We start from the raw sequence: 1,947 nt of genomic DNA, 5'->3' as shown, positions 1-1,947 counted from the left end.
GTTCGCGCTCATCGAGAGCGGCTCCGGGCACAGGGCTTGCGCCCAGTCCAGTTCTGGGTGCCCGACGTCCGATCACCCCAGTTCGCCCAACAAGCGCATGAGCAGTCCGTCGCCGTCGCGGCCAGCGGCATCGAGGCCGATGACCAAGCCTTCATCGACGCACTCGGCGATGACGAGTGAAACGCGGCGAGATCTGGACCGCTCCTGCCGGCAGCGGTTACGCCGGCAAACCACGACCGGTCGTCATTGTCCAAGATGACCTTTTCGACGCAACTGCGTCCGTCACGATCTGTGCGTTCACCACTGACGAAACCGATGCTCCTCTGTTTCGGCTACCGGTCGAGGCCGATGCGACAACAGGAATCCGACAACCGAGCCGACTGATGGTCGACAAGATCACCAGCATGCCGCGCTCCGAGCTCGGCGAACGGATCGGTCAGTTGTCCGACGACGATCTGGCAAGACTCGGCCGTTCCATCGTCGTGTTCCTCGGACTCGCTACCCCCTGACCGACCACCTTGCGAGCCGAACATTCTCGTGTGGCCAGCCGAGCACCGACCGCAGGGACATGCTCGATGACCGCCTGGCCTGACGCCAGTGAAGGTCTGGGCGCAATCGGAATCCAGCGGACCCTTCGGGACGTAGGACGTATCACGAGGGCCGCTTAGCCGTGAGTGACTCACCCGCAAGCGGGCTTGGAATGGTGTGGCCAGCCACATCGTCTACGTCGAGGACACACTCCAGATAACGCGTCCACGACGCAACCCAAGTCTCCGTCGACTACGTCGTGGACACCCCAAATCGGACTAGAGATACGTCTAGAGATAGCGGACGGGTGCCGGCCTCGACGAGCGTCGCTGATATGCGCTGATCGAGTGGGCTGCAGCGGCCCAGCTACGAGCCGCTGGACGTCGCTGCTGGCGGGATCGGTTGGAGCTGTTGTGGGATCCCGCTATCCAAATCAGCGATGGGTGTTGGATGGCCGAAGAAGCCGTCGACGCGCGCGAGGAGGCCGGTGGACGGTTCGACAGTAACGACGTCGAGTCCTTCCATGAGCGTACGATTCTTGCGGGTCATGTTCCATCGGTATCTGAGTCGATCGTGGTGTTGATCGATCTCGGACGCGATCGTGAAGACGTAGTCAGGCTTCGATGTTCGGAGGCGACGTACTGCAGCTTCGAGTTCATCGATGCCGACGAAGGAATCGCGTGGATCGTTCCACTCAACGTCCGAGGTCACTGCAGAGGCAAGGTGAGTTCGGACTCGATCGAGATCGGACTCGTACCACGCTGTCCAGTACGCAACGAGTGCGGCGGGCATCTGGACGTCCCAGTCTTTGCGGCGGAATCGCATCACCAAACCGTAGCGGCGCACAGTGGAGATGGCGAGTGGTTGCTCCTGAGCCTGAATCCACCGCGTGGGGTCTTGGGGCCGCTGATGGTGGTGGGTGTGGAGCGAGCGGGTTGTCGGTGGTGTTGAACCGGGTTTGGGGCGTGTTGAACCGGGTTCGGGGGTCTTCGAGGGTTCGTGACGCTGGGTCAGGTTCTGCGGCGCGTCGGACCGCTGGGCGGTGTGTCAGCCGGCGGGGCCGGGCAAGGCGCGCAGGTTCGTGAGCATGGTGGTGAAGTCGTCGCGCCATGGCCAACGGCTCGGGAAACGAAGTGTGCGTCGGCCGGATCGGTTCACCGCGACGGCGGGGACCGCGATGATCCGGACGCGCAGGGTTCGGGTGTTGACGGGTTCGTGTGCGCCGACGGTGACGGTCCAGCGGGCGAGATTGTGGGCAATGACCGCGCACGCGAACCATGCGGCGTTCGCTGCGTAGTGCCCGGAGGGGATGTGAGTAGCTCCTCCGTTTTTGAGTTCGCGGATGACGAGTTCGACTATGGCGTGGTTGCGGTGGAACCGGTCGGCCTCGATCGCGGTCAGGTCGGGGTAGTTCGTGAT

The 1,947-nt window shown here is 63.1% G+C and carries 4 protein-coding genes; 2 read left to right on the top strand and 2 right to left on the bottom strand.

The window, feature by feature from the left end; genetic code table 11:
* Positions 1–180 (top strand): antitoxin MazE family protein (locus ACH2EI_RS16395; protein WP_395160807.1); only part of this gene is annotated, 180 nt, incomplete at its 5' end.
* A complete protein-coding gene (locus ACH2EI_RS16390; RefSeq protein ID WP_395160805.1) occupies positions 177–509 on the top strand; it encodes a type II toxin-antitoxin system PemK/MazF family toxin in 333 nt (110 codons plus the stop codon). The genes ACH2EI_RS16395 and ACH2EI_RS16390, both read left to right, overlap by 4 nt.
* Before the next feature lie 385 nt (positions 510–894).
* On the opposite strand, the gene ACH2EI_RS16385 is transcribed toward ACH2EI_RS16390, so the two are convergent.
* On the bottom strand, positions 895–1,353 hold the full coding sequence (locus ACH2EI_RS16385; RefSeq protein WP_395160803.1) for a nuclear transport factor 2 family protein: 459 nt from the start codon (positions 1,351–1,353) through the stop codon (positions 895–897).
* A 222-nt stretch (positions 1,354–1,575) separates the two neighbouring features.
* A partial coding sequence (locus tag ACH2EI_RS16380; RefSeq protein WP_395160801.1) for a transposase occupies positions 1,576–1,947 on the bottom strand: 372 nt, incomplete at its 5' end.

The sequence above is a fragment of the Ilumatobacter sp. genome (genome assembly GCF_041688325.1).
In the GTDB taxonomy this organism is placed as follows: domain Bacteria; phylum Actinomycetota; class Acidimicrobiia; order Acidimicrobiales; family Ilumatobacteraceae; genus Ilumatobacter_A.
Note: the sequence above shows the minus strand (reverse complement) of the source record. Positions and strands in the feature narration are given on the sequence as shown.

What these genes read in the sequence shown, in the direction of transcription:
- ACH2EI_RS16385 (WP_395160803.1), bottom strand. Translation starts at nt 1,353, where the DNA reads ATGCGATTCCGCCGCAAAGACTGGGACGTCCAGATGCCCGCCGCACTC.